Origin of the sequence: Saccharothrix sp. ALI-22-I (assembly GCF_001984175.1) — a bacterium.
In the GTDB taxonomy this organism is placed as follows: domain Bacteria; phylum Actinomycetota; class Actinomycetes; order Mycobacteriales; family Pseudonocardiaceae; genus Actinosynnema.
This window is the reverse complement of record NZ_MTQP01000053.1, coordinates 1-26,329: the sequence shown is the minus strand read 5'-3', so window position 1 is coordinate 26,329 and position 26,329 is coordinate 1. Positions and strand designations below refer to the sequence as shown.

Here is a 26,329-nt window from a genome sequence, read left to right as displayed (position 1 = left end):
CGTGTCCGGCGCTCACCTCACGTCGGACTTCTCATCGGCCTTCAGGCCCGTGCCGGAACGCTTGCGCAGCAACCAGAACAGCCCGCCCGCGACGGCCAGCGTGACCACCACGCCGACCACGCCCGCCACGCCGGTGAACCGGTCGTCGCCGCCCACCGCGTAGTCCGCCAGCAGCCCCCCGGACAGCGGGTGGTCCTGCGCGTGCTCGGCGATGCCCTGCTGCTCGGTGACGTGGTCCAGCCCGTCGGGGTTCGAGTCGGCGAAGTAGGAGACGACGCCCGCCAGCACCAAGCTGACCAGCGCGAACCCCAGGAAGAAACGCTTCTTCACGCCTTCAGCTCCAGCTTCTGCGGCACGCCGCGCAGCAGGTACACCAGGTCCGGCCGGGCCGTCGCGACCGCGGTCACGGTAACCGCGGTGATCACGCCCTCGCCGATGCCGATCAGCACGTGCACGCCGAGCACGGCGGTGGCGACCGTGCCGAACGCGACACCGCCCTGGCCGCCGATCGCGTACTCCAGCACGAAGCCGAACGACGCCAGTACCGTGTTGACCAGCGCGGACACGAACGCGACCGCGGCCAGGCCGCCCTTGTTGCGGGTGGCGAGCCGCCGCAGCGCGACGGCGGTCAGGTAGCCGATCGCGGTGCCGATCAGGGCCATGTTGGTGACGTTCGCGCCGAGCGCGGTGACACCGCCGTCGGCGAAGAAGAGGGACTGGACGACCAGCACGATCGTCACGCACAGCGCGCCGACCCACGGCCCGACCAGGATCGCGGCCAGCGCACCGCCGAGCAGGTGACCGCTGACGCCGGGCAGCACCGGGAAGTTCAGCATCTGGGTGGCGAACACGAACGCCGCGACGAGACCGGCCATCGGCGCGGTCCGGTCGTCGAGGTCGCCGCGCGCCTTGGCCAGCGCCACCCCCACCCCGACCACCGCGACCGCCACGAACAGCAGCGACGTCGGCGCGTTCAGCAGGCCGTCGCTCATGTGCATTGCTACCGGATCGGACACACACCACACGCTAGTTGCACATAGCCCGCAATGGCCAGCTCTATGCAACAACCGGACCAGTCACACAGCCGCCGACCACGACCGCCGCCGCCGGTTCGGCGAGATCGCGTCGGAAAGAGTCGAAAGAGTAAGGTGTCCGCATGGCATCCCCCGCTGAGCCGATCCGGTCGGAGGGCGAGCCGGTTGCTCCGTCTGCGGACCCGGTGTCGATCCGGGCTTGCCTCACCCCCATGCTGGTCGCCGAGTTCGACCGCGAATGGGAACTCGTGCTCGACCAGGCCAAGGCCTCGAAAGACCTCGCAGGTGTGCGGACGCTGTTGACCAAGTGGCGCCACATCACCTACGGCGAACTGCGTGACCCGGGCTCCTATTACCGCATGCTGGCCAAGGCAGAACAGCTCCAGCGCTTGGGCACCAACCCCGGTGCGGGGTCACTCGAAGACATGAAGGCGCTGATCCGGGAGCGGCAGGCCGACTGATCGTGTACCGCGTCGTACCGGACGCTGAGACGTTCGAGCAGGTCGCAGCACTACCCGTCGAAGCCCTGCATCATTACGCCGAGGTGCTCGCGGTCCTGGAGTTGCAGCCGTGGAGCGGGCGTCCCCAGCACGAGTCGAACCCCGGTGCGGCGGTGCGCTACTGGAACTTCGGTCCGGATGGCGCCGGACAGGCCGTGTACCTGATCCTGGAAGAGCAACGCGAGGTTCACCTGCTGTTGGTGCAGTGGCTCGCCTGACCAGCGGAGATCGGGGGAGGGGTCTTCACCGGGGGTAAGCACTATGCTCTGCCTGCGATGACTCTCACCGACCGGTTGCCGGCTACCCCTGATCCCGACCTCCTCTACGACACCTTCGCCGAGTGGGCGCAGGAGCGGGGGCTGTCGCTGTACCCGGCGCAGCAGGAGGCGTTGATCGAGATCGTCTCCGGCTCGAACGTCATCCTCAGCACACCCACCGGGTCCGGTAAGTCGCTCGTCGCGATCGGCGCGCACTTCGCGGCTCTCGCCGAGGGCAAGCGGACCTTCTACACCGCGCCGATCAAGGCCCTGGTGTCGGAGAAGTTCTTCGCCCTCATCGAGACGTTCGGCGCGGAGAACGTCGGCATGATGACCGGTGACGCGAGTGTCAACGAGACCGCGCCGATCATCTGCTGCACCGCCGAGATCCTGGCCAACATCGCGCTGCGCGACGGGACGCAGGCCGACGTCGGCCAGGTCGTGATGGACGAGTTCCACTTCTACTCCGAGCCGGACCGCGGCTGGGCGTGGCAGGTGCCGCTGATCGAACTGCCGCAGGCGCAGTTCCTGCTGATGTCGGCGACGCTGGGCGACGTCACGTTCTTCGAGAAGGACCTGGCCCGCCGCACCGACCGCACCACGACGGTGGTCCGCTCCGCCGAACGCCCGGTCCCGCTGCACTTCCAGTACGTCACCACGCCGCTGCACGAGACGATCGAAGAACTGCTGCACGGCCGCGAAGCCCCGATCTACGTCGTCCACTTCACCCAGGCCTCCGCCCTCGAACGCGCCCAGTCGCTGATGAGCGTGAACGTCGCCACCCGCGCCGAGAAGGACGCCATCGCGTCGATGATCGGCCGGTTCCGGTTCACGTCCGGATTCGGCAAGACGCTGTCCCGCCTGGTCCGGCACGGTATCGGTGTGCATCACGCGGGCATGTTGCCGAAGTACCGGCGGTTGGTGGAGCAGCTGGCGCAGGCCGGCCTGCTCAAGGTCATCTGCGGCACGGACACGCTCGGCGTCGGCATCAACGTGCCGATCCGCACGGTCGTGTTCACCGCGCTGTCGAAGTACGACGGCCAGCGCACCCGCCACCTCAAGGCGCGCGAGTTCCACCAGATCGCGGGCCGGGCGGGCCGCGCGGGCTACGACACCGTCGGCACGGTCGTGGTGCAGGCGCCTGACCACGTGGTGGAGAACGAGAAAGCGCTGGCCAAGGCGGGTGACGACCCGAAGAAGCGGCGCAAGGTGGTGCGCAAGAAGGCGCCCGAGGGTTTCGTGTCGTGGAGCGACCAGACCTTCGAGCGGCTGAAGAACGCCGAGCCGGAGGCGCTGACCTCCAGCTTCCAGGTCAGCCACGCCATGCTGCTCAACGTGATCGGCCGGCCGGGCGACGCGTTCGGCGCGATGCGGCACCTGCTGGAGGACAACCACGAGGACCGGCCCGCGCAGCGCCGGCACATCCTGCGCGCCATCCAGATGTACCGGGGCCTGCTGGCCGCGGGCGTGGTGGAGCGGCAGAACGGCGACATCCGGCTCACCGTGGACCTCCAGGTGAACTTCGCGCTCAACCAGCCGCTGTCGCCGTTCGCGCTGGCCGCGATCGAGCTGCTGGACCGCGAGTCGCCGAGCTACCCGCTGGACGTGCTGTCGGTGATCGAGTCCACTCTGGACGATCCGCGCCAGGTGCTGTCCGCGCAGGAGCACAAGGCGCGCGGCGAGGCCATCGGCGCGATGAAGTCCGAGGGCATCGAGTACGACGAGCGGATGGCGCTGCTGGACGAGGTGACGTACCCGAAGCCGCTGGCCGAGCTGCTGGAGGCGGCGTTCACCACCTACCGGCGCGGGCACCCGTGGGTCGCCGACCACCACCTGTCGCCGAAGTCCGTGGTGCGGGACATGTTCGAGCGGGCGATGACGTTCGCCGAGTACGTCTCGTACTACCAGCTGGCGCGCTCCGAGGGCCTGGTGCTGCGGTACCTGGCCGACGCGTACAAGGCGTTGCGGCAGACCGTGCCCGAGGACGCCAAGACCGAGGAGCTCAGTGACCTGCAGGAATGGCTGGGCGAGCTGGTCCGCCAGGTCGACTCCAGCCTGCTCGACGAGTGGGAGAAGCTGCGCAACCCCGGCGAGGAGACAGCGGAGACCTCCCTCAGCGACACGCCGCCGGCGGTCACCGGCAACGTGCGGGCGTTCCGGGTGCTGGTGCGCAACGCGTTGTTCCGGCGGGTGGAGCTGGCGGCGCGGCGCAACTACTACGAGCTGGGTCAGCTGGACAGCGAGGCGGGCTGGACCGCCGAGGAGTGGCAGGACGCGCTCGACCCGTACTTCGAGGAGCACGACGAGATCGGCATGGGCCCGGACGCGCGCGGCCCGGCGCTGCTGGTGATCAGCCAGGAGCCGGGGCTGTGGCGGGTGCGGCAGATCTTCGACGACCCGGCCGAGGACCACGACTGGGGCATCACCGCGGAGATCGACCTGGCCGAGTCCGACGAGATCGGCACGGCCGCGGTGCGGATCACCGAAGTCGGCAGGCTCTAGGACGCATCAGCCCCGGTGGCCGCGGAATCCATCCGGTGGTACTCCGGTGCGAACCGGGTACCGGCATGTCAAGGTCGGGAGAGATCGGAGGCGGTTGACCCTGTCGCAGGACGAGTTCGGCGTGCTGGGGTCCCTCGTGGTCCGCCGCAACGGCCACTCAGTCCCGGTGACCGCCGCCAAGCACCGCATCGTCCTGGCGACCCTGCTGCTGGGCGCGAACCGCCCGGTGCCCGCGAGCGACCTGATCCGCCGGGTGTGGGGCGACATGCCGCCCGACCGCGCCGCGCAGACGCTGCCGGTGTACGTGATGCGGTTGCGGCGCACGCTGGGCGACCCGCAGCTCATCCACACCACGCCCACCGGCTACCGGATCGACCTGCCGCCCGACTCGCTGGACCTGCACCGGTTCGAGGCGCTGGCCGAACAGGGCGCGGCGCTGGCCGAGGCCGAGGACTTCCGGGCCGCCTGCTCGGTGTACGAACAGGCGCTGGCCTGCTGGCACGGGCCGCCGCTGGCGGACGTGCCGTCGGAGTCGCTGCACGAGACGGAGGTGCCGACCCTCGCCGAGCAGCGGCTGCGGGTGATCTCCGAACTGGTGGACGTGAAGCTGCGACTGGGCCGCTGCGACGAGGTGATCGCCGACCTGCGCCGGCTGACCGCGCAGCACCCGTTGCGGGAACGGTTCTGGTCGCAGCTGATGGTGGCGCTGTACCGGGCGGACCGGCAGGCCGACGCGCTGGACGCCTACCGGCAGGCGTCGACCGCGTTGGCGCGGGAGCTGGGAGTGGACCCCAGCGACTCGCTGCGCGCGGTGCACCACTCGATCCTCACCGGCGACCCGGCGCTGCACGAGCCGGCCGCGAGCGCGTGGGCGCCGGTGTCGCAGCTGCCCGCGCCGGTGGGCAACTTCGTCGGGCGCGCCACCGAGCTGACCCGGGTGACCGGGCTGCTGACCCGTTCGGCGGGGACCGTGGTGGTGTGCGGGCCGCCGGGGGTGGGCAAGACGGCGTTCGCCATCTCGGTGGGGCACGCGGTGCGCGACCGCTACCCCGACGGCCAGCTGTACGTGAACCTGCGCGGGCACTCCACCTCGCCGCCGCTGTCGACGTCGGCCGTGCTGGCGCGGTTCCTGCGGGCGATGGACGTGCGGGCCGACCACATCCCGGTGGACGAGGAGGAGCTGGTCCGCGGCTACCGGGCCCGGCTGCGCGGCCGGCGGGTGCTGATCACCCTGGACAACGCCGCGTCGGTGGAGCAGGTGCTGCCGCTGCTGCCCGGCGACCCCGGCTGCTCGGTGGTGATCACCAGCCGCAACGAGCTGCGGTTGGGTGCCACGACGGTGCGGCTGGACGTGCTGCGCGACGACGAGGCGTGGAAGCTGCTGGCCCGGTCGCTCGGGCCGGAGGCTGCGGTGGCGGAGTTCGACGCGCTCAGCGAGCTGGCCCGGCTGTGCGGGTACCTGCCGTTGGCGTTGCGGATCGCGCTGGGCAACCTGGTCGGCTCACCGCACGCCGACATCGCGTCGTACGTGGACGAGCTGCGCGGCGGCGACCGGCTGACCGCGTTGGCGGTGGACAACGACGACACGGCGGCGGTGCGGCGGGCGTTCGACCTGTCGTACGCGGCGTTGACGCCGGACGCGGCGCGGCTGTTCCGGTTGACCGGGCTGCTGCCGGGACCGGACTTCAGCGTGTTCGGCGCGGCGGCGCTGCTGGACGCGCCGGAGGCGGTGGCGCGCGGGCTGCTGGAGGACCTGGCGTCGGCGCACCTGGTGCAGCGGGTCGGGGTGGACCGGTTCGCGCTGCACGACCTGCTGCACGACTACGCGGCCGACCGCGCCGCGTCGGCGGGCGAGGACCTGGGGGCGGCGCGGCAGCGGCTGTTCGACTGGTACCTGCGCACCGCGATCGAGGTCGGCGACGTGCTGTACCCGGAGCTGGGCTCCTCCGGGCCGCCCCGGATGAGCCCGGACGTGGCCCGGGCGTGGCTGAACGCTGAGCGGGCCAGCGTGCTGGCGGCCACCGAGCACTGCGCGGCGCACGGGCCGTTGCCGATGGCCTGGCAGCTGATCAACTCGGTGAGCGGGTACCTCGGGTCGCACGGACACCACGTGGAGTTCCTCAACGCCATCGACGCGGCGCTGGGCGCGGCCCGGACCGTCGGCGACCGCGACGCGGAGACGTTGATGCTGATGTGGCTGGCCTCGGAGCACCGGAACCTGGGCAACCTGCGGGCGGCGCAGCGGTACCTGCGGTCCGTCCGGCCCGCCGAGCGGACGGAGTGGCTGCACGCCGGGCTGGCCGGGATCGTGGACATGGAACTGGCCGAGTTCCCGACCGCGCACGCCTCGTTCCAGCGGATGATGGAGCTGGGCGAGGCCGACGGGGCCCTGCCGCACGTGCGGATCTCGGCGCTGGCCGGGCTCGGCGCGTTGTGGGTGATGCGCGGCGAGCTGGCGTTGGCCGAGTCGCTCCTGACCGAAGGGCTCGACCTCGCGCGGGCGGCCGACGGGGTGAACATCGAGGCCGCGTGCGCCGCGTTGCTCGGGCGGTGCAGCACGGCGTCCGGTGACTACCCGCGGGCGGTCGAGCTGCTGCGCCACGCGCTGGCGGCCTGGTACCGGAGCGGGGTGCGGCACTCGCGCGCCGAGAACATGGCCCACCTGGCCGCGGCGCTGTGCCTGAACGGGGAGCACGCGGAGGCACTGCGGACGGCCCAGCGGGCGTTGGCGCTGGTGCAGGAGCTGGGCGGCAGTCCCCGGATCGAGTCCGAGGTGCACAACGCCCTGGGCCTGGTCCTGCGCCACCTGGGCGAACCCGCCCGTGCCGTCGCCGCACACCTGCGCGCGCTCGAACTGGCCACGTCGTCGGAGTACCGCTACGGCGTGGCCCGATCGCACGTGCACCTGGTCCGCGCCCTGGCCGCCGAAGGCCGCCACGACGAAGCCCTCCACCACGCCCGAGTGGGCCACGACCTCGCCTCCGACAGCGGTTTCGGCGAGTTCGAACACATGGCCGCCACCGCGCTCACCGAGCTCACCTGACCCGGTACCGCGCGTGTCCGCGGAATTGGGTCAAAAGTCGGCGGTGACCAGACGGTGTCGCGGGTGTTTCGGTTTCGGCTGCCAATTGAGACCACCCCTCCGGGTCGTTGACCCGGCCCCCGGAGAACGAGAGCATCGGGTTTCGATACTTCGGCAGCAGGAGTTGTGGGGGATGTCATGGAATCCGATCCGCACGTCGGCTTGGCGCGGATCGCGGACGTGACGCCCCGCACTTCCGCCGAATTGGTCTCCGCGCTCACCAGGTTGGCCCGCATGGCCGACGAGTGGTCCGACGTGGTGCGCGGGTTGCAGGAACCGACCCGTCGGCTGGTCGGCAGCGCGGCGGCGGCGTCGGTGTCGATGGCGGCCCGGCGGGCCGAAGAGGCGTTCCTCGAACTGGAGATGACCCTGGGTGACGCGCAGGCGGCGCGCAGGTCATTGCCCTTGGCCACCCCGAAGGGTGAGGATAGGCGTCCGGTGGTCTAATCGCCGACGCTGCCGACCACACCGCATTGGAACTCCATGACCTCAGGACTTCCCTGCCCTCTCTGCGAGGGCCCGGAGCGCCGTGGGGCGCTTGAGCGAACCCTGCGGGTGCTCGCCGTGGACGACGAGGCGCCCGCCCTCGACGACCTCGTCTACCTGCTGCGCTCCGACCCGCGTGTCGCCCACGTCGAGGGCGTCACGGACGCGACCAAGGCGTTGCGGACCCTGCACCGCGCCATGGACGCCGGCCAGCCGGTCGACGCGGTGTTCCTGGACATCCGGATGCCCGGCCTGGACGGGCTGGATCTGGCCCGCGTGCTGTCCCGGTTCGCCCAGCCGCCGCGCATTGTTTTCGTCACCGCGCACCAGGAACCGGCGGTCGAGGCTTTTGAACTGAAAGCGCTCGATTACCTGCTCAAGCCCGTTCGGGCGGAGCGGTTGGCCGAGTCGGTGCACCGGATCGTGCACGAAGTGCTCGATTCGAAGGCGGCGGAACCGGCCGCCACCGCACCGGCGGAGAAAAACCCCGATGTGGGTGACGAGGTCATTCCGGTCGAACTCGGCGGCATCACCAGGTTCATCCGGCTGGCCGACATCCGGTACGTCGAGGCGCACGGTGATTACGCCCGCCTGCACACCGCCACCGGGAGTGGATTGGTACGCGCCGCGCTCAACGGGCTGGAAGAGCGGTGGCGGTCCGCCGGATTCGTGCGCATCCACCGCAGTCACCTCGTGTCACTCGGGCACATCGACGAACTGCGGCTGGAGGACGGCCACCTGAGCGTGAACATCGGCGGCGCGGTGCTGCCGGTCAGCCGGCGGCACGCCCGGCACCTGCGGCAACTGCTGGTGCGCCGCAACCGGCAGCCGTCGTGACCTCCCCCCAACGGCCGCCCAACCAGCGCCCGCACACCCAGCGGGTCGTGGTCACCAGCCCGCGCACCCGCGCGCCGCGCGCTCCCCGCCCGTACCCGGCCTCGCGGGAGATCGACGAGCAGAGCGAACTCGGCGCGGTCTACATGCGCTCGCTGATCCGCACCCAACGGCGGCTCGGCCTGCTGCTGTGCGCGGTGGTCTGCGGCAGCGTCGCGGCACTGCCGCTGGTGTTCACACTCGCGCCGTCGGTAGCCGCGCAGCGGCTGTTGGGCCTGCCGCTGCCGTGGCTGCTGCTCGGTGTGCTGGTGTTCCCCGTGTTCGTGCTCGCGGGCTGGTTCTACGTGCGCCAGGCCGAGCGCAGCGAGCGGGAGTTCGCCGAACTGGTGGAGCGCTCGTGAGCAGTGGGTACGGCATCGTCGCGGTGTTGGTCGTCGCGGTCGGCACGATGTTGGTGGGCACGTACGGGCTGCGGATCTCGCGGACGACGTCGGACTTCTTCGTCGCCTCGCGGACCGTGTCGCCGTGGTGGAACGCGTCGGCCATCGGCGGCGAGTACCTGTCCGCGGCGTCGTTCGTCGGCATCGCCGGGCTGATCTTCGCGCACGGGCCGGACATGCTGTGGTTCCCGGTCGGCTACACGGCGGGCTACCTGGTGCTGCTCGCGCTGGTCGCGGCTCCCCTGCGGCGCAGCGGCGCGTACACGTTGCCGGACTTCGCCGAGGCGCGGTTCGCGTCGCCGTCGGTGCGGGCGGTGGCGAGCGTGTTCGCGCTGGCCATCGGGTGGCTGTACCTGTTGCCGCAGTTGCAGGGCGCCGGGCTGACGTTGAACACGGTGACCGGCGCGCCGAACTGGGTGGGCGCGCTGGTGGTCGCGGTCGTGGTGACCACGAACGTGATCTCCGGCGGGATGCGCAGCATCACGTTCGTGCAGGCGTTCCAGTACTGGCTCAAGCTGACCGCGATCGCGGTGCCGGTGGTGTTCCTGGTGCTGGCCTGGCACGCGCACGGCGCGCGTGACCTGACCGGGCCGCAGTTCCCCGAGTTCCCGAAGCAGACCACGGTCACCTTCGACAGCGACACGAAGTTCCAGGTGTCCGAGTACACGCCCTACACCGGCTCCGGTCTGGTGGACGGGCAGCGGGTCGACGGCGACGCCGAGCTGACCACGGGCGATCACATCGTGGCCGCCGGGTCACGGCTCACGTTCCCCGAGGGCGCGATCGTGCCGCACGTGCTGTCGATCCCGTCGAACACCAACGACGTGTGGGCGCTGCCCATGCGCGGCGGCGAGCGGTTCCCGTTGTACGCGGTGTACTCGCTGATCATCGCCACGTTCCTGGGCACCATGGGATTGCCGCACGTGATCGTGCGCTTCTACACCAACCCGAACGGCCGCGCGGCGCGCCGGACCACGTTGATAGTGCTGGGGCTGCTGGGCGTCTTCTACCTGATGCCACCGATCTACGGTGCGCTCGGTCGGCTGTACACGCCCGAGCTGCTGATGACCGGTGACACGGACGCGGTGGTGCTGGTGCTGCCCAGCCGGATGATCGACGGGCTGGGCGGGCAGCTGCTGGGCGCGCTGGTGGCCGGTGGGGCGTTCGCCGCGTTCCTGTCCACGTCGTCCGGGCTGATGGTGTCGCTGGCGGGCGTGCTGAGCCGGGACGTGCTGCGGTTCCGCGGTGTGCGCGGGTTCCGGCTGTCCACGGTGCTGGCCGTGCTGGTGCCGTTGGGCATGACGTTGCTGGTGGGCCGGGTGCCGGTGGCGGACATGGTCGGTCTGGCGTTCGCGGTGGCCGCGTCGTCGCTGTGCCCGCTGCTGGTGCTGGGGATCTGGAGCAACCGGATCACCACGGTCGGCGCGGTCGCCGGGATGCTGGCCGGTGGCCTGCCCGCGCTGGTGGCCGGGATGGTGACGATCAGCGCCGGTGGCGGCGGCGCGTGGTACCACGTGTTCCTGACCCGGCCCGCCGCGTGGACCGTGCCGTTGGGCTTCGTCGTGATGTACGTGGTGTCGCTGCTGACACCGCGCAAGGTGCCGCCGGGGGTGAACCACGTCATGGTGCGCTTGCACGCGCCGGAGAACCTGGGTCTGCGCAGTCAGGACCGGTTGTGACCGCGATGTGGACGGCGGGCGCGATACTGCTCGTCGGCCTGGCCGTGGTGATCACGCTGTGGCGGACTTCCCACTCCCGCAACGATTTCCTCACCAACGAGCAGCGGATCACGTTCGAGACGCTGCACACCGCGTGGTCCGCCGCTCCCCCGCTGCGCGCCGGGCTGGTGCCGGAGGCGGCGAAGAAGTCGGCCAAGCACCTGCGGACGTTGCTGGGCACGCCCGCGCTGGCGTTGACCGACGAGACCGAGGTGGTGGCGTGGGAGGGCGACGGCAGCCACCACGCGTCCGAGGCGATGGGCCTGGCGGCCGACGTGTTCGACACCGGCCGCACGCGCGCGTTCGACATCACCTGCTCCGCGCCCGACTGCCCCGTGCACACGGCCGTCCTCGCGCCGCTGACCGTGGAGGGACGGGTGGTCGGCGTGCTCGCGGCGTACAGCCGGGAGGCGTCGGCGGGGCTGGTGCGGGCGACGAACGAGGTGGCGCGGTGGGCGTCGGGCCAGTTGGAGCTGGCCGAACTGGACCGGTCGCGGACCAGGTTGGTGGAGGCGGAGGTGCGGGCGCTGCGGGCGCAGATCTCGCCGCACTTCATCTACAACTCGCTGTCCGCCATCGCGTCCTACGTGCGCACGGACCCTGAGCGCGCTCGCACCCTGTTGCTGGACTTCGCCGACTTCACCCGCTACTCGTTCCGCCGGGCGGGCGACTTCACCACGTTGTCGGAGGAGCTGAAGTCGATCGACCAGTACCTGGCCCTGGAACGGGCCCGGTTCGGCGAACGGCTCAAGGTGACGTTGCAGATCGCGCCCGAGGTGCTGCCGGTGACCGTGCCGTTCCTGTGCCTGCAACCGCTGGTGGAGAACGCGGTGCGGCACGGCATGGAGGGCAAGGTCGGGCCGGGGCACATCTCGATCCTGGCGGCGGACGCGGGCGAAGAAGCGCACATCACCATCGAGGACGACGGCATCGGCATGGACCCGGACGCCCTGCGCCGCACCCTGGCGGGCCAGGTCGGCGAGACGGCCGGCATCGGGTTGGGGAACATCGACGAGCGGCTGCGGCGCTGCTACGGCGACGACTACGGCCTCGTCGTGGAAACCGCACAGGGCCTCGGCACGAAGATCAGCGTGCGGGTGCCGAAGTACCAGGCAGGCGTGCACGCCTAGCCGCGCGAACGGAACCTCAGGCCGCTGCCACCACGTCCAGGCCCAGGACCGCGACACCGGCGGCGGTGAGACGGGCGGGCGCTCGGTGACCGGGCGCGACAGGGGTTGCCGCTTCGATGAAGCCCGCGTGCACGAGGGCGCGCGCCGTGGTCGGGTCGCAGAACGGCAGGCCGTCCACCCGCACGTCCGGTTCGGTGCTGCGGGTCAGGTCGACCCGGTTCGCGGCGGTCGCCTTGAGCAGTGCGATCTCGCGTCTGGACAGTTCTTCCATGACAAACACCTCCATTGGGACAAACGGTGGAGCGGACGTCCCGGTTCACAAACAGGGACGTCCGTGGCCCCACCGCCGTTCCACGTTCCGTTCAGCCCGCGGCCCGTGCGCCGCGCCGTTCCGCCGCTTCGAGCACCAGCCGCAGCCACTCCGCGTCGTCCGCCGCGCCTTCCATCGCCACCCGCCGCAGCCGCAGCCACAGCCCGGCCTCGCTCCACTCCTGGAACCGCCGGTGCACGGTCGGCACGGTCACGCCGAACGTCGGCGGCAGGTGCCGCCACGCGCAACCACTGGTCAGCACGAACACGATCGCGGTGAAGATGGCCCGGTCCGACACCCGGCCCCGGCCGCCGCCCTGGCGGCGCACCTTCGCGGGCGGGATCAGCGGCTCGACCACGGCCCACAGCGACGGCGGCACCAGGCGCACGGCCAGTTGCTCGATCACGTCGGCGTGCGGCGGTCGGGGAGGTGTCTCCGGCGCACGGCGCACCCACGGCTCCTGCCGCTGGGCGTCACCGCGCTGGCGGGCGCGCAGCAACATGGCCAGTGCGGCGTCGTCGGTGCGCCGGGGCGCGACCGCCGGGTGTGTGTGCTGCTGAACCTGGCGGGCGATCTCCGCACCCACCGTTCGGCCGAACGGCTGTGCTGGTCGTACGTAGTTGGTCATCAGGTCCTCCGCCCAGGACTAGCGTGATGCCCATCACGCTAGGAACCCGGACGCCCGCTGGTAAGAGAACGCGCGACGAACGGGAGTGGTCCAGCGTCACGCGGCCCCCCACGCTCCGCCGAACGGTGCCACAGGCGCGATGAGCGGATGAGCGGTCACTCCCCGAAACTGTGAACTCACGGATACGCTCGGAGGTGTGACCACCCCGCCGCGACTCCTCGCCACCAGCGACCTGCACGTGACCTACCAGCAGAACCGCGACATCGTCGAGGCCATCCGGCCGCGCTCCCCCGACGACTGGCTGATCGTCGCGGGCGACGTGGCGGAGAAGTTCGACGACATCGAGTGGGCGCTGGGCGTGCTGCGCGGCCGGTTCGCCAAGGTGGTCTGGTCGCCGGGCAACCACGAGCTGTGGACCACGAAGGACGACGGCGCGCAGGCGCGCGGCGAGGTGCGCTACAAGCAACTCGTGGAGCTGTGCCGGAGCATCGACGTGCTCACGCCGGAGGACGAGTTCGCGGTGTTCGAGGGCGCCGGCGGGCCGGTGGCGGTGGCGCCGCTGTTCACACTGTACGACTACACGTTCCGGCCGACGGGGACGACGGACAAGGCGTCCGCGATGAACGCCGCCCAGGAGGCCGGTGTCATCTGCACCGACGAGTACTTCCTGCACCCGGACCCGTACCCGAGCCGTGAGGCGTGGTGCGCGGCGCGGATCGAGGAGACCGAGCGGCGGTTGCGCGCGGTCGACCCTTCGCTGCGGACCGTGCTGATCAACCACTGGCCGCTCGTGCGCGACCCCACGTTCGTGCTGCGGTACCCCGAATTCGCGTTGTGGTGCGGCACCGAGCGCACCGCGGACTGGCACCTGCGGTTCCGCGCGGCGGTGATGGTCTACGGGCACCTGCACATCCCGCGCACGATCCGCAAGGACGGCGTCCGCTTCGACGAGGTGTCGCTCGGTTACCCGCGGGAGTGGGTGCCGCGCGGCTGGACCACGGCGCCGCTGCTGGACGTGCTGCGCGAGGGGGACGCCCGGTGATCACCGACCTGCTCGCGCCCCCGATTTCGGCGTTCGAGGCCTTCGACGATCCCGACGGGGTGGTGTTGTTCCCCGAAGAGGAGGAGCACATCGCCCGTTCGGTGGACAAAAGGCGCAAGGAGTTCACCACCGGGCGGCACTGCGCGCGCACGGCGCTGGCCGGGCTCGGGTTCCCGCCCGTGCCGCTGCTGCCCGGCCCGAAGCGGGAGCCGACGTGGCCTTCGGGAGTGGTCGGCAGCATCACGCACTGCAAGGGCTACCGCGCGGCGGCCGCGGGCCGGGTCTCCGACGTGTGGACCATCGGCATCGACGCCGAGCCGAACGAGCCGACGCCGTCGGGGGTGCTGGAGGCCATCGCGGTGCCCGGCGAACTGGCCCGGATGGGCGAGCTGAGGGCGGCCGGCGACAAGGTGGCGTGGGACCGACTGCTGTTCAGCGCGAAGGAAACGGTCTACAAAGCGTGGTTCCCACTGGCGCGGACGTGGCTGGGGTTCGAGGATGCGGAGGTGACCATCAACCCGGACGACGGCACTTTCACCGCGCGCATCCTCATCGATGCCCCCATCGTGGACGGTGTGGCGTTGGACGGGTTCACCGGTCGCTGGCTGGCACGGGAGGGGTTTGTGGTGACCGCGATCGCGGTACCCGCGCGCTGATGATCAAGGCTGGAAGGCGGCGGTATGGGCGACGAGGTCGGACCTCAGCAGTTCACCCGCGATGACCGCACGCGGTACCGCACGAAGGTGCGTCGCTGCCTGGACGTGTTCGCCCGGATGCTGAAGGAGTCGCGGTTCGAGTTCGACCGGCCGACGACCGGGCTGGAGATCGAGCTCAACCTGGTCGACGACGTCGGTGACCCGGCGATGCGCAACGCCGAGGCGTTGGCGGCCATCGCCGACCCGGACTTCGTGACCGAACTCGGCCAGTGGAACCTGGAGATCAACGTCGCGCCCCGGCTGTTGACCGGCGGCGGGATCTCGGCGTTCGAGGAGGTCGTGCGGAGGTCGTTGAACGAGGCCGAGCACAAGGCGCGGGGCGTGGACGCGCACATGGTGATGATCGGCATCCTGCCGACGTTGCAGCCCAAGCACCTGGCCGTGACCGCGCTGTCCGGGAACCCGCGGTACGCGTTGCTCAACGAGCAGGTGCTGGCGGCGCGGGGCGAGGACATCCAGATCGCGATCAGCGGGGTCGAGCGGTTGCAGATGACCGCGGACTCGATCGTGCCGGAGGGCGCGTGCACGAGCACGCAGTTCCACCTCCAGGTGTCGCCGGAGGCGTTCCCGGCGCACTGGAACGCGGCCCAGGCGATCGCCGGCGTGCAGGTCGCGGTGGGCGCGAACTCGCCGTTTTTACTGGGCAAGGAGCTGTGGCGGGAGACCCGGATCGCGCTGTTCCAGCAGGCCACGGACACGCGCAGCGACGAGCTGAAGGAACAGGGCGTCCGGCCGCGGGTGTGGTTCGGGGAGCGGTGGATCACGTCGATCTTCGACCTGTTCGAGGAGAACGTGCGGTACTTCCCGGCGTTGCTGCCGATCTGCGACCAGGAGGACCCGTTGCAGGTGTTGGAGCACGGCGACACGCCGTCACTGGCGGAACTGCGGCTGCACAACGGCACCATCTACCGCTGGAACCGCCCGGTCTACGACGTCGTGCGCGACCAACCGCACCTGCGAGTGGAGAACCGCACGCTGCCGGCCGGGCCGACGGTGGTCGACATGCTGGCCAACGGGGCGTTCTACTACGGCTTGGTGCGGATGCTGGCCGAGGAGGAACGGCCGGTGTGGTCCCAGATGTCGTTCAGCGCCGCGGAGGAGAACTTCACCTCCGGCGCACGGGACGGCATCGACGCCCAGGTCTACTGGCCGGGGCTAGGAACGGTCCCAGTCGTCGAGCTCGTCCTACGACGTCTGCTGCCCCTGGCACACGAGGGCTTGGTACGTCTGAAGGTGGAGGCCGCGGAACGCGACCGGCTCCTCGGGGTGATCGAACAACGCTGCCTGACCGGCGTGAACGGCGCAACCTGGCAAGCCCGCTCCTTCCACCACCACTACGACCACACCGCCCTCGACCGACCCGAGGCCCTACGCCGAATGCTCCGCACCTACCGGGACCTCATGCACACCAACGAGCCCGTACACACCTGGCCGGTGACCTGAGTCTCCCGGAACCGTCAACGGGCTCAGGTCGCCGAGATCCACACCCGCCTGGTGCGCAGGTGGATGCTCGCCGTCCACGCCGACACCAGGCCGGGCAGCAGCACGTGCCACGGCAGGCGGGCCAGGACGTCACGGCGGACGGCCAGCACGATCCGGCCGACCGCGCCGCCGTCGAACCACACCACCCGCAGCGGTCCGGTGCCCGGCATGTCCTCGACCGGCACCGAGGCGGCGTGCGGGACCATCTCCGGCAGCAGCACGACCCGGTGGACGCACGAGTCGGCGGTGACGCCGTCGGCCCGCAGCACCTCGTGCCGCACCAACAGGGACCGGACGGCGGCGACCAGCCTTCGCTCACCCAGACCCGCACGGACCTGGATGGTCATGGACTCGTACCCGGCGATCGAGACAGGCCGTGTGGACACGCGTGCGCCTTCCCTCTTAGTTAGGTAAGGCTAAGTTAGCACTAGTAGTTGTCGCCCCCGAAGAACGTTTCCTCCAACCGGTCCGCCGTGCCCGCGAGCAGCGCCAGCGGTTCGGTGAACTCGTGGATGTCCAGGTTGATCAACGGCAACGAGTGCCGCAGCACGACGTGGTCCCCCATGACCGCCGCGCCGCAGGCGATGGTCGAGTTGCCGACCTCGGACAGGAACGCGTGCAGGTCCACGTTCGCCGCCAGCCCGATCGGCGAGGCGATCTGCACCCACTCGTGCAGCTTGTCGAGCACTTCGCGGACCAGGATGACCACCTGGGTCCGCTCGTCGTCCTCGTCGAACTGCTCGAAGTTGAACAGGATCCGGATCTCGTCCTCGTTCTCCGAGATCACGTCATAGGTGTCGTGCACGTATGCGGCGAGGTCGCCCCAAGTGGCCATGCGATCACCCTACGGGCGCGACGGCCGCCCACACCGCATCACCGACAAGATCACCCGCCACGGTCAGGTCGAGGCCACCCGTCAGGTACCGCCGGGCGCACTCGTGCGCGGGTCCCATCACCACGGGGTCCAGCGCCCACAACGGGATCTCGCGCACCTCGCCCGCCGCCATCCGGGCCGCGAACCAGCGCGCGACCGGCTCGAACAGCGCCGCTTTCACCTCGGGATCGGCGGTCGACGGCGCGGTGTACAGCAACCGGGCCCGGCCGGGGTGCGCGGCGACCCACTCCAGGTACCGCGCCACCACCGCCCGCACGGCCTTCTCCGCGTCGCCGACGTCCAGCGCCGGGGTCATCGCGGCGACGCAGTGCGCGAAGCTCTCCCCGTACAGCACGGCGAACAGGCCGGCCCGGCTGCCGAAGTGGTGGTAGACGCTGCCGTTGGAGACACCGGAACGGGCGGTCAACGCGCTGATCGTGACCGCGTCCAGCCCTCCCTCGTCGACCAGCGCGAGCGCCGCGTCCAGCACGGCCCGCTGACTAGTCGATCTCACCGCGTTAGAGTACCGCTCTAGAGCGCCGCTCCCCCAGGAGGTCACCGTGGCCCGTTCCATTCCCGATCTGCTGCGCGAACGGGTGCGCGCCACCCCGGACGCCGAGGCGCTGCGCTACCGGGCCGGCGCCGGTGCCGCGTGGACATCGATGACGTGGGCCGAGGTCGGCGAGCACGTGCGCAGGCGCGCGCTGGGCTTCCGCGAGCTGGGCGTGCGGGACGAGGCACGCGTCGCGATCATGGCCGCGACCAGCGTGGACTGGATCCTCACCGACCTGGCCGTGCTGGCGGCGGGCGGCGTGACGACGACGATCTACCCCAGCAGCACGCCGGACGTCGTCGCGCACATCATCCGCGACTCCGAGAGCATCTTCGTGGTCGCCGACCCCGACCTCGCGGGCAAGGTGGACGCGAAGGTGATCACGCCGGACTGGGAGCCGAAACCGGTGGCCGCTTCGACGGCAAAGGCCGTCTACGACGCGATGGTGGACGAGCTGACGCCGGACCGGCTGGCCACGCTGATCTACACGTCCGGCACCACGGGCACGCCCAAGGGCGTCGAGCTCACCCACGACAACTGGCTGCACACGGCGGACGCGATCACGGACCTCGGCGTGCTGACCCTGGACGACCTGCACTTCCTGTGGCTGCCGATGTCCCACGCGTTCGGCAAGGTGCTGGAGGTGGCGATGATCGCGACCGGCGTGCCCACCGCCGTGGACGGCGACGTGGACCGGATCGCGGCCAACCTGCTGGAGCTGCGCCCGACCGTGGTGGCCGCCGCGCCGCGCATCTTCGAGAAGATCCACCAGCGGGTCGTCGCTTCGATGCGCGAGGCGGGCGGGGTGAAGGCGAAGCTGTTCGACTGGGCGTTGGCCGTGGCCGAGCACCCGGAGTGGCGCGTCCGCCGCCGGATCGCGGACAAGCTGGTGTTCAGCAAGCTGCGGGACCGGGTCGGCGGCCGGATCAAGTACTTCGTGTCCGGCTCGGCGCCGCTGTCCCGGCCGGTCGGCGAGTTCTTCGACCGGGCGGGCATCACGATCCTGGAGGGCTACGGCCTGACCGAGTCCTCGGCGGCGTCGTTCGTGAACCGGCCCGGCGCGAACAAGCTGGGTACGGTCGGCAAGCCGTTGCTCGGCACCGAGGTGCGCATCGCCGACGACGGCGAGGTGCTGATCGGCGGGCGCGGCATCATGCGCGGCTACCACGGGCTGCCCGAGGAGACCGCCGAGGCGTTGCGCGACGGCTGGCTGCACACCGGCGACATCGGCGAGTTGGACGAGGCCGGCCGGCTGCGCATCACCGACCGGAAGAAGGAGCTGATCAAGACCTCCGGCGGCAAGTACGTCGCGCCGCAGGCGGTGGAGGGGCTGGTCAAGTCCAACAGCCCGTACATCGGGAACGTGCTGGTGCACGGCGACCGGCGCAACTACTGCGTCGCGCTGGTCACCATCGACCCCGATCTCGCGCCCGCCGACCTCGACGCGGACGCCGAGGTCGGCCGGGCCGTCAAGGCCGCCAACGACAAGCTGGCGCGGCACGAGACGATCAAGAAGTTCGTCGTGCTGCCGAAGGACTTCACGGTCGCCGACGGCACCCTCACGGCCAGCCTGAAGATGCGCCGCAACGTGATCGAGACCCGCTACAGCGACGTGTTGGACAGCTTGTACTCGGACTGAGCCTCTTCAACGGGAACGGACGCGGGCACAGGCGCGGGCTCGGCCCGGTGCGTGTGCCGGGACACCGCGATCGCCCACACACTGGTCACCAGCACGGCCACCACCTCGGTGAACACCAGCAGCCGCTCGATGTAGCCGAGGGGCAGCACACGCCACCACGACGTGCCGACGACCACGTTCACCAGGATGGCGTACAGGATCGGCATGAAGGCCAGCGCGGACAGCACACCCAGCCGGAACGTCCAGCGCGCGTGGCCACCCCACACCGGGTCCCGCCGCCACGGGCGGGCCAGCAGCATCGCCGCGATCGGCAGGGCGATGAACGCCAGCAGGCTGCCGAAGCGGTGGATGCTGCCGCTGACGCTCGGGCCGATGGCCCAGTTGTTCTTGGGGAAGATCACCACCAGGGCGAGCCCGACCGACCACGCGGCGAACGCGATCGCGCCCACCGAGTTCCACTTGGCCATCCCCCGGCGCACCAGCACGGTGAGGATCGCGGCCGAGCCGAGCACGAGCAGCACCACGCCCGAGTCGAACACCCAGCGGTACGGCCCGAGGGCGTACTCGCTGATGGTGCGGCGCAGGTGCCTGGTGGACTCGGTGAGCCCGTACAGGTCGAGTCCCCCGATGAGGGCGACGGTCAGCAGGACGGCGACAGCGCCCCCGAGGGCGACGAAGCGGGCCGGGGAACGGGTCGGAGCGAGTTCAGCGGTCAGCACACCCGGCATAACGGACGGTCACCGGAGTGTTGTTCCGCCGTTCAGGGAACCGACAGCTGTGCGACAGGTTGTCGGTAGCTTTCAGGAGAGGTGGGCGGCGGCGGGCAGGCCCGAGGTGGGGCCGGTGGGCCAGGCCAGCGGGTCGGGGCCCAGTTCCCACAGCTCCGCCACCTGCAACGCGCACCACGGCGACACGGGACGGGCGCCGGCCAGCACCGCCGGAGCGAACTCGGCCCACGGCACCCACTCGAACGAGTCGACCTCGTCCGGGTTGGGCGTCGGGTCGCCGGTGACCAGGCCGCGGAAGACCGGGCACATCTCGTTCTCGATGATCCCGTTCTCCATCACCGCCCGGTAGCGGAACGCGGGCAGCACCAGGTCGAGCGTGACGCCCTCCAGCCCCAGCTCGTCGGCCAGCCGCCGCGACACCGCCGGGATCATCGGCTCGTCCGGCGCGGGGTGGCCGCAGCACGAGTTCGTCCACACGCCCGGCCACGTCTTCTTGTGCAGGGCGCGCCTGGTCAGCAGCAGCCGGCCGGCCGCGTCGAACAGGTACGACGAGAACGCCAGGTGCAGCGGGGTTGACGCGTGGTGCACGGAGGCCTTGTCGGCCACACCGATACCGGCACCGGACTCGTCCAGGAGCACGACTTGTTCCACACGCCCACCCTTCCACACCAACGATCGCCGCGCGTCGGCAAGACGCCTAGGGTTTCGCACCAGCTTGCCGCTCGACGTCCGCGGCAGCGCCCGCAGCACGCGGACCCGCCGCGGCTGCTTGAAGTCGGCCAACCGCTCGGCGCACCACGCGGCGACGTCGTGCGGGGTCAGCGCGTCCGACTCGGTCGCCACGTACGCCTCGATGGCCTTGTCGTGCACCACGATCGCCTCGGTGACCAGCGGGTGGGCCCGCAGCGCCGACTCGACCTGGGTCAGGTCCACCTTGCTGCCCCGCACCACGACCAGCGAGTCCGCCCGACCCAGCAGCCGCAGGTTGCCGTGCGCGTCGAACTCGCCCCGGTCACCCGTCCGGAACCACCCGTCCAGGTAACGGGAGGAGTCGTCGTCGCGCAGGTACGGCGACTCGTCCAGCGCCACCTCGACCAGCCGTCCCGCACCCGGATCGTGGTGTCGATCAGCGGCCTGCCCACCGACCGCCGGGTCACGCCGGCCGCGTCCATGGTCAGCGCGCCGTGGCGGCGCAGCAGTTCGGTGACGAACTCGCGCATCTGGCTCAGGTCTCCTTGCAGAACTCGCCGATGGGGATGCCCACGTGCCGCTGCTCGGTCGCGATGTAGCCGAGCAGTTCGTCGCCGCGTCGCAGCTCGGTGACGTTGCGGACCTTCCCGCCGGGGCCGAGCACCCGCACGTGCCAGTCGTCCTGCACGGTGAGGCTCACCTCGACGCCCTCGGGCGAGTGCGCGGTGATGGTCAGGATCGGGCGCGATTCGAGCTTGGCCCGGCCGACGGTGAGCTTGCGGGTGCGGCCCTCGGAGTTGACGGCGAGCACCGTGCTGCCGGAGCGCAGCTCGGACAGGTAGTTGGTGCGGTTGTCCGGGCCGAGCACGTAGGAGTGCAGGGCGCCGGCGTTGACCCGGAACGGCCGGGTCGGCATGTAGGGCAGCGGGTGGGTCTCGCTGCAGCAGAGGATGAAACCGGAGGAGAACGAGCCGACGAGGATGCCCTCGTCCTCCTGGAAGTGCGAGGCGGTGTCCACGCAGACCCGGTCGCCCAGGCCGTTGTGGGTGATGCCCTCGACGGTGAGCGTGGTGAGGGTCAACGGCGGGGTGGTGGCTTCCAGCAGTCGCGCCAGCTTGAACACGTCGGTGGCGTCGCGCGGGGCCATGAGCACGCCGTCCGAGCCGTGCTCCAGCACGTCCAGCACGATCGCGGCCTCTTCGAGGTCGGCCACGACGGTGACCAGCTTGCCGGGCGCGCCGTCGGCGGCCGCGATGACGATCTCCAGCGGGATCTTCGTCGGGTCGGTGAACGCGACCACGGTGTGCCCCAGCCGCACCGCCGCCGCGCACGCCAGCTTGAGCGTGCGGTCATCGCGGACCTGCACGAACGCCGCGTCGGTGGTGAGCCGGTCCAGCCGGTCCTGGTCGTCCACCACCACGGTGACCAGGTGCGGGCTCTCGACCGCCGCGTCGGCGACGAGCACGCGGGTGATCGTCGGCGGCAGCGTGTCCAGCAGCGCCGGGTCGTCGGAGACGATGCCCGCGATGCGGGCGTGCACGGCGGCGTCCACGACGGCTTCGCGGTGCGCTTCGGGGACGGTTCGGAGGTCGATCCAGGCGAACTTCAACGGTTCTCCAATGGGTGAGAGCGCGACGTGGTCATGACGAGGCCACGACGCCCGTCATCGCGCGGACCAGGTCCGCCTCGGTGTCGTCGTGGACGATCGACGCCAGTTCCGCGACCAGCGACATCGGTGCGGCCGCGGTGAACACCCGGCGGCCGACGGCGAGGCCGGCGCAGCCGACCGCCATCGCGGCGCGGGCGTGCTCGACCACGCTGCCGCCGGTCGCCGGGCCGCCCGCGACCAGCACCGGGATCGGGCAGGTGGCGATGACCTCGGCCATCCGCTCGGCGGGCAGGGCGAGGTTGGTCTTGACGATGTCGGCGCCGAGGTCGACCGCGATGTTGACCACGTGCGCGAGCAGCGTGGCGTCGGTCTGGTCGGCGATGCGCGGCCCGCGCGGGTAGACCATGGCGATCAGCGGCACGTTCCAGTCGTCGCACGCCTTGGCCACCACGCCGAAGTCGGCCAGTTGGCGCCCCTCGGTGTCCGAGCCGATGTTGACGTGCACGCTCACCGCGTCGGCGCCCAGCCGCAGCGCCTCGTCGACGTCGCCGACGAGGACCTTGGCGTTGGCGTCGGCGGCGTGCGCGGTGCCCGCGCTCAGGTGGACGACCAGCGCGCACCCGGCCAGCACGTCCGGGTCGATGGTGCGCACTCGTCCTTTGTGGACGATCACCGCGTCGGCGCCGCCGACGACCACGGAGTCGATGAGTTCGTGCCACCGGTCGCGCGTTACCACTGGACCATCGGAAACGCTGTGGTCGAGCGGGACGAAGAGGTACCTGTCGTCGCGCGGACGGGAAAGGCGTCGCAGCCGCAACGCTTTCCTCATGTCGCTCACACCTTCCCAAGACTGGGCGAACACAGAACTGGGCGAACACAGAACTTTTCGGCGATAGCCATCCAGCAGAGTGGTCGAACCAGTGAGCGCGGCGGTAGGTGTGACGTGGCGATAACTCGTCAGTTATGCACCTGTTGGAGCAACGGACCCCGATCTTCTCGACGCAGTGTCAACCCCTCACCCACTCTCGCGGTCGGTGTTTGGCGTGTGCCGGTTGCCCTAGGCTGCCGCAGTGAACATGGAGCTACGGCACCTGCACGTCGTGCTGACCGTGGCGGACGCGGGCAGCATCAGCCGAGCCGCCTCACTGTTGAAGATCGCGCAGGCCGGTCTGACCGCGCAGTTGCGCCGGATCGAGCGCGGATTCGGCGGTCCGCTGTTCCTGCGGCGCACGGACGGCGTCGAGTTGACCGAACTGGGCCGCCACGTCGTGCTGCGGTCCCGTGACCTGGTGGAACGGTTCGACGATCTGCTCGTCACGGCGCGCAAGCTGGCCGCCGGGAACGACGTGACGGGCATCCGGCTCGGCGGTGTCGCCGGTTCCCTGACGCCGTTGCTGGTCGGCGTGGTGCGCGCGTTGCTGCCCACGTACCCGCAGACCACCCACATCGAGCGCAACGGCGACGCGGTGCTGGAACTGGTCCGCACGGCGAAGTTGGACATGGCCCTGGTGACCGAATTCCCGCAGAGTCCACTGCGGATTCCCGAAGAGGTCGATTACCGGACCGTCATAACGGAACCGATGCTGGTCGGAATCGCCACCGGACACCGGTTGTCCGGCCGCGGTGAGATTCGGCTGTCCGAACTGTCCGATGAGGAATGGGCGGTGCCGGACGAGAGCCACGGCGGCGGACGGCTGAACCTGCACCTGGCCTGCGAGGCGGCCGGATTCACACCGCGTTGCACGCATTTCGGCGTCGATCCCGCCGCGGCGGCGGAACTGGTGCGTTCCGCGCACACCGTGGCGTGTTTCTTCCCGACCGGACACGACTTGCCCGGTGTGCTGTTGAAACCGATCGTGGGCAACCCGGTGCACCGGCGCGTCACATTGGTGTGGCGCCGGGATTGCGCGGCCGCGGAGTACGTGGACCAGGTCCACACGGCACTGTTGCGCGCTTACCAGGAACGGATCTGGGGCCACGGCCACCGCCCTGCGAAGCTGGCCGCGACCGGGTTGACCGCGGCGGCCAGCTGACGTCCCACCCGGACACCTCCGATTACCGGATCACTGGTCCGAGTGCCGCAGCACGCTCTCCACCTCGGTGCGGAACGCGTTGACGCCGTCCTCGCCCTCCGGCGCGCCGTGCGCTTGGAGCAGGTGCAGCAACGCCACGCCGTTCGCGGACCGGCGGGACTGGGCGCGGAACGAGAACGCGGCCTCGTAGACGGTGATCCCGGTGGCCAGCGCCGCCGCCACCGTGGCCAGGAACGCCCACAGCGCACGCCGCTGGTCGTCGGCCATCGCCACCGCGCCCAACGCCGCCGCCGCGGTGAACAGCAGCACGGTGAGGGCCGTCGCCCAGCGCCGCGCCGACGTGTAGCGGGTCTGGGCCTGCTCGAACCCGGCGAGCCGTTCGCCCACCCGGTGCCGCAGGTAGGCGCGGAGGAACTGTTCGCGGTGGTCGTCGACCACCGTCGACGAAGCGGACGATCCGACCGGGGTCATGTGCGGCTCACCGATTCGTGGCGGTACCGCGCCACCGCCGTGGCCAACTCGCGGGAACGCTCATCGCGCTCCGCGTCGTCGGCCGCGGGTGGTGCGGCGAGGTGGTCGAAGTACAGGGCGCGCAACTGCTCGGCACGAACGCGCGCGTCCGGGTCCTCACCGCCCCGGGCCACGGCCGCGAGCACCGCCGCGGCCGCGCCGGAGACGGCGAGCAGCACACCGGGCCACGGCGAGTCCCGCAGCCAGATCTGCAACGCGGCGGACACCGTGGTGCCGAACCCGGCCGCGATGGCGAGCACCACCAGCAGCCGCGCGCGTTCGCGTGCCCGGAGGGCGGCGACCTCGCACTCGTGCAGCGCGGGTGCCACCACCTGGTTGGCCTCGTGGATCGCGTCGGCGAGCAGCGGGTAGTCCAGCACGTAGCCGGGATCGACCACGGGGTGCGGCTCGGGCGCCCGGAACCGCAGCGTCGGCCACACGGCGGGCGGCGGCACGTCGGCGTGCAGCTTGGCGCCGGGCCGGTTGCCCAACACCCGCCGCAACACCGCGACCACCTTGTCCGCGCCCTCGTCCAGGTGCACCACGGCCACCGGGCCACTGCGCACCAACACGGCGAGGTCGTCGTTCCGCGCACCCGCACCGGCCAGATCGCCGGCAACGCTCACGGTCGCGGTGTCGCCCGCGCCGCCAACGCCCGCCGGGTATCCGACACCGCCGGCAACCGCCGACTCGCCCACAGCATCGCCACCAACAGCACCGGCACCGACGAAAGCGTCAGCGCCAGGGTCGGGAGAGGCGGCGGGAGCACTGGTGGCTGGCGTAATGGCAGCGGTGGGGGCGATGGGGTCCGCGTCGGGGTCATCGAGCTTGCCGCCGGCGATCTCGTCGGCCAGCGCCCCGGTGCCCGCGAGCACGAGCAGCGGCCGGTCGCGGCCGAGGTGGTCGACGAGCGCGGCCCGTGCCACGGCGTCGCCACCGATCAGCAGCGCGAGCGCCGGGCGCTTGGACCCGGCGACGGCGTCCACCGCGCGGAACAGCGCGGGCACCTCCTCGCCCCACTGCGACCCCGGCACGAGCACCGCCGTGTCGTGGTTCACGTTGAGCCGTACCTCACCCGCGGCGGGCTCGGCGTCCTCCGTGGCCACCCGGCCCGACGGCGCGACACCGACCAACCGCGGCCACCGGCCCTCCAACGATTCGGCGGCCAACCCGATCAGGTGCGTGACACCGACATCGGCACCCGTCGTGATCACGACGGCGTCCGCCTTCGCGGCGGCGGCGAGTACCGCACGCAGCACCGGCAGCACTCTGGCGGCGAGTTCGGTGTCCAAGGCATCGGCCGAGCCGAACACCGCGAGAACGGGGCGACCGCGGGGCAGGCCGAGGGCGCGCGCCCGGATGTCGGCGTCGGGATGGGCCAGCCGGCGCACCCGTGGGCCGGTACCCGCTGTAGGCATGCCGGGCACCCTAGCGGTGCCTCACGCGAATTTCACCGGGCGGGGGCAAATTTCGCCGGAGGTAGAGTACTGAGCGTGTCGATTGACCCCGCCGAACTGGAAATCGCCCTACGG

General features: G+C 70.9%; 26 protein-coding genes and 2 pseudogenes. 14 read left to right on the top strand and 14 right to left on the bottom strand.

Annotated elements, in window-relative coordinates:
* Positions 1 to 12: 12 nt before the first annotated feature.
* Together ALI22I_RS12690 and ALI22I_RS12685 are read right to left on the bottom strand one after the other, a co-directional pair.
* Positions 13 to 330: a PDGLE domain-containing protein gene (locus tag ALI22I_RS12690; RefSeq protein ID WP_077005683.1), complete on the bottom strand. Its 318-nt coding sequence runs from the start codon at positions 328 to 330 to the stop codon at positions 13 to 15.
* On the bottom strand, positions 327 to 1,016 hold the full coding sequence (locus ALI22I_RS12685) for an energy-coupling factor ABC transporter permease (protein ID WP_077005682.1): 690 nt from the start codon (positions 1,014 to 1,016) through the stop codon (positions 327 to 329). Before ALI22I_RS12685 ends, ALI22I_RS12690 begins: the two co-directional genes overlap by 4 nt.
* A gap of 140 nt (positions 1,017 to 1,156) precedes the next feature.
* On the opposite strand from ALI22I_RS12685, the gene ALI22I_RS12680 reads away from it, so the two are divergent.
* From ALI22I_RS12680 to ALI22I_RS12640, 9 genes are all read left to right on the top strand, one after another.
* Positions 1,157 to 1,495, top strand: a complete 339-nt coding sequence (locus ALI22I_RS12680; protein ID WP_077005681.1) for a DUF6247 family protein — start codon at positions 1,157 to 1,159, stop codon at positions 1,493 to 1,495.
* Positions 1,496 to 1,497: 2 nt separating this feature from the next.
* Complete coding sequence (locus ALI22I_RS12675) at positions 1,498 to 1,752, top strand: hypothetical protein (RefSeq protein WP_077005680.1); 255 nt, start codon at positions 1,498 to 1,500, stop codon at positions 1,750 to 1,752.
* 57 nt (positions 1,753 to 1,809) lie between these two features.
* On the top strand, positions 1,810 to 4,293 hold the full coding sequence (locus tag ALI22I_RS12670; RefSeq protein ID WP_077005679.1) for a DEAD/DEAH box helicase: 2,484 nt from the start codon (positions 1,810 to 1,812) through the stop codon (positions 4,291 to 4,293).
* Between the two features lie 94 nt (positions 4,294 to 4,387).
* Positions 4,388 to 7,336 (top strand): AfsR/SARP family transcriptional regulator, encoded by a 2,949-nt coding sequence (locus ALI22I_RS12665; protein WP_077005678.1) that lies wholly within the window; start codon positions 4,388 to 4,390, stop codon positions 7,334 to 7,336.
* A 177-nt stretch (positions 7,337 to 7,513) separates the two neighbouring features.
* Entirely contained in the window at positions 7,514 to 7,822 is a 309-nt protein-coding gene (locus tag ALI22I_RS12660; protein ID WP_077005677.1) for a hypothetical protein, read from the top strand.
* A 36-nt stretch (positions 7,823 to 7,858) separates the two neighbouring features.
* A complete protein-coding gene (locus ALI22I_RS12655) occupies positions 7,859 to 8,698 on the top strand; it encodes a LytR/AlgR family response regulator transcription factor (protein WP_202970945.1) in 840 nt (279 codons plus the stop codon).
* Positions 8,695 to 9,096, top strand: a complete 402-nt coding sequence (locus tag ALI22I_RS12650) for a DUF485 domain-containing protein (RefSeq protein WP_077005676.1) — start codon at positions 8,695 to 8,697, stop codon at positions 9,094 to 9,096. The genes ALI22I_RS12655 and ALI22I_RS12650 overlap by 4 nt, the downstream gene beginning before the upstream one ends.
* Positions 9,093 to 10,814, top strand: a complete 1,722-nt coding sequence (locus tag ALI22I_RS12645; protein ID WP_077005675.1) for a sodium/solute symporter — start codon at positions 9,093 to 9,095, stop codon at positions 10,812 to 10,814. The genes ALI22I_RS12650 and ALI22I_RS12645 overlap by 4 nt, the downstream gene beginning before the upstream one ends.
* Before the next feature lie 5 nt (positions 10,815 to 10,819).
* Positions 10,820 to 11,983, top strand: a complete 1,164-nt coding sequence (locus tag ALI22I_RS12640) for a histidine kinase (protein WP_077005803.1) — start codon at positions 10,820 to 10,822, stop codon at positions 11,981 to 11,983.
* Between the two features lie 16 nt (positions 11,984 to 11,999).
* Here the strand turns inward: ALI22I_RS12640 and ALI22I_RS12635 are convergent, their stop codons facing one another.
* Together ALI22I_RS12635 and ALI22I_RS53550 are read right to left on the bottom strand one after the other, a co-directional pair.
* Positions 12,000 to 12,254, bottom strand: a complete 255-nt coding sequence (locus ALI22I_RS12635) for a hypothetical protein (protein ID WP_083751673.1) — start codon at positions 12,252 to 12,254, stop codon at positions 12,000 to 12,002.
* Positions 12,255 to 12,357: 103 nt separating this feature from the next.
* Positions 12,358 to 12,699 (bottom strand): annotated as a pseudogene (locus tag ALI22I_RS53550) (transposase); the annotation flags it as partial.
* A 418-nt stretch (positions 12,700 to 13,117) separates the two neighbouring features.
* On the opposite strand from ALI22I_RS53550, the gene ALI22I_RS12625 reads away from it, so the two are divergent.
* The 3 genes from ALI22I_RS12625 to ALI22I_RS12615 are packed head-to-tail and all read left to right on the top strand — an operon-like array spanning position 13,118 to position 16,122.
* Positions 13,118 to 13,963: a metallophosphoesterase family protein gene (locus ALI22I_RS12625; RefSeq protein ID WP_077005673.1), complete on the top strand. Its 846-nt coding sequence runs from the start codon at positions 13,118 to 13,120 to the stop codon at positions 13,961 to 13,963.
* The gene (locus ALI22I_RS12620) at positions 13,960 to 14,619 is read left to right on the top strand and encodes a 4'-phosphopantetheinyl transferase family protein (RefSeq protein WP_077005672.1); all 660 of its coding nucleotides are present in this window, start codon (positions 13,960 to 13,962) and stop codon (positions 14,617 to 14,619) included. Before ALI22I_RS12625 ends, ALI22I_RS12620 begins: the two co-directional genes overlap by 4 nt.
* Before the next feature lie 24 nt (positions 14,620 to 14,643).
* Complete coding sequence (locus ALI22I_RS12615) at positions 14,644 to 16,122, top strand: glutamate-cysteine ligase family protein (protein WP_077005671.1); 1,479 nt, start codon at positions 14,644 to 14,646, stop codon at positions 16,120 to 16,122.
* Between the two features lie 23 nt (positions 16,123 to 16,145).
* Here the strand turns inward: ALI22I_RS12615 and ALI22I_RS12610 are convergent, their stop codons facing one another.
* Genes ALI22I_RS12610 through ALI22I_RS12600 form a run of 3 tightly spaced genes read right to left on the bottom strand, consistent with a single transcriptional unit; the run spans position 16,146 to position 17,549 of the window.
* On the bottom strand, positions 16,146 to 16,547 hold the full coding sequence (locus ALI22I_RS12610) for a hypothetical protein (protein ID WP_077005670.1): 402 nt from the start codon (positions 16,545 to 16,547) through the stop codon (positions 16,146 to 16,148).
* A 41-nt stretch (positions 16,548 to 16,588) separates the two neighbouring features.
* A complete protein-coding gene (locus ALI22I_RS12605) occupies positions 16,589 to 16,996 on the bottom strand; it encodes a hypothetical protein (protein WP_077005669.1) in 408 nt (135 codons plus the stop codon).
* 4 nt (positions 16,997 to 17,000) lie between these two features.
* Positions 17,001 to 17,549, bottom strand: coding sequence for a TetR/AcrR family transcriptional regulator (locus tag ALI22I_RS12600; protein WP_179118209.1), 549 nt, complete (start codon positions 17,547 to 17,549; stop codon positions 17,001 to 17,003).
* Positions 17,550 to 17,595: 46 nt separating this feature from the next.
* Between ALI22I_RS12600 and ALI22I_RS12595 the strand changes: the two genes are divergently transcribed.
* Positions 17,596 to 19,227 carry an AMP-dependent synthetase/ligase gene (locus ALI22I_RS12595; RefSeq protein ID WP_077005667.1) on the top strand — a complete coding sequence of 544 codons (1,632 nt, stop codon included), beginning with the start codon at positions 17,596 to 17,598 and terminating at the stop codon, positions 19,225 to 19,227.
* Here ALI22I_RS12595 and ALI22I_RS12590 read toward each other — a convergent pair.
* The 5 genes and pseudogenes from ALI22I_RS12590 to ALI22I_RS12565 all read right to left on the bottom strand — a co-directional run bounded on the left by ALI22I_RS12590 (position 19,191) and on the right by ALI22I_RS12565 (position 23,083).
* A complete protein-coding gene (locus ALI22I_RS12590) occupies positions 19,191 to 19,955 on the bottom strand; it encodes a DUF998 domain-containing protein (protein WP_077005666.1) in 765 nt (254 codons plus the stop codon). The genes ALI22I_RS12595 and ALI22I_RS12590 overlap by 37 nt on opposite strands.
* A 72-nt stretch (positions 19,956 to 20,027) precedes the next feature.
* A complete protein-coding gene (gene idi / locus ALI22I_RS53545; protein ID WP_077005800.1) occupies positions 20,028 to 20,606 on the bottom strand; it encodes an isopentenyl-diphosphate Delta-isomerase in 579 nt (192 codons plus the stop codon).
* Between the two features lie 75 nt (positions 20,607 to 20,681).
* Positions 20,682 to 20,888, bottom strand: a pseudogene (locus tag ALI22I_RS54625) (AMP-binding enzyme); the annotation flags it as partial.
* A gap of 292 nt (positions 20,889 to 21,180) precedes the next feature.
* Complete coding sequence (locus tag ALI22I_RS12570; protein WP_077005665.1) at positions 21,181 to 22,254, bottom strand: 3-dehydroquinate synthase II family protein; 1,074 nt, start codon at positions 22,252 to 22,254, stop codon at positions 21,181 to 21,183.
* A gap of 31 nt (positions 22,255 to 22,285) precedes the next feature.
* Positions 22,286 to 23,083 carry a 2-amino-3,7-dideoxy-D-threo-hept-6-ulosonate synthase gene (locus ALI22I_RS12565; protein WP_077005664.1) on the bottom strand — a complete coding sequence of 266 codons (798 nt, stop codon included), beginning with the start codon at positions 23,081 to 23,083 and terminating at the stop codon, positions 22,286 to 22,288.
* A 247-nt stretch (positions 23,084 to 23,330) separates the two neighbouring features.
* Between ALI22I_RS12565 and ALI22I_RS12560 the strand changes: the two genes are divergently transcribed.
* Positions 23,331 to 24,287 carry a LysR family transcriptional regulator gene (locus tag ALI22I_RS12560; protein WP_238598338.1) on the top strand — a complete coding sequence of 319 codons (957 nt, stop codon included), beginning with the start codon at positions 23,331 to 23,333 and terminating at the stop codon, positions 24,285 to 24,287.
* Between the two features lie 30 nt (positions 24,288 to 24,317).
* On the opposite strand, the gene ALI22I_RS12555 is transcribed toward ALI22I_RS12560, so the two are convergent.
* Together ALI22I_RS12555 and ALI22I_RS53535 are read right to left on the bottom strand one after the other, a co-directional pair.
* A complete protein-coding gene (locus tag ALI22I_RS12555) occupies positions 24,318 to 24,758 on the bottom strand; it encodes a hypothetical protein (RefSeq protein ID WP_077005662.1) in 441 nt (146 codons plus the stop codon).
* Positions 24,755 to 26,215: a hypothetical protein gene (locus ALI22I_RS53535; RefSeq protein WP_238598330.1), complete on the bottom strand. Its 1,461-nt coding sequence runs from the start codon at positions 26,213 to 26,215 to the stop codon at positions 24,755 to 24,757. Before ALI22I_RS53535 ends, ALI22I_RS12555 begins: the two co-directional genes overlap by 4 nt.
* Positions 26,216 to 26,329 lie beyond the last annotated feature (114 nt).